Here is a 229-nt window from a genome sequence, read left to right as displayed (position 1 = left end):
GTACGCGGTCCAGCCGGATGGTGTGTTCTTCTCCAACGGTCCCGGTGACCCGTCGACGGCTGATCACCCGGTGGCGCTGATGCAGGGTGTCCTGGAGCGGTCGACTCCGTTGTTCGGGATCTGTTTCGGCAACCAGATCCTCGGCCGGGCGCTGGGGTTCGGTACGTACAAGCTGAAGTACGGGCACCGTGGGATCAACCAGCCGGTGCAGGACCGCACCACGGGCAAG

The 229-nt window shown here is 65.1% G+C and carries 1 protein-coding gene; it reads left to right on the top strand.

Features of this window, described 5'->3' with window-relative positions; translation table 11 throughout:
• Positions 1 to 229, top strand: a 229-nt coding sequence (locus tag IF17_RS0135990; protein ID WP_167344553.1) for a glutamine amidotransferase-related protein, incomplete at both ends; no start/stop codon positions are given.

It is taken from the genome of Streptomyces cyaneofuscatus (assembly GCF_000718135.1).
Taxonomy (GTDB): domain Bacteria; phylum Actinomycetota; class Actinomycetes; order Streptomycetales; family Streptomycetaceae; genus Streptomyces; species Streptomyces cyaneofuscatus.
This window is presented reverse-complemented; position numbering and strand designations above follow the sequence as displayed.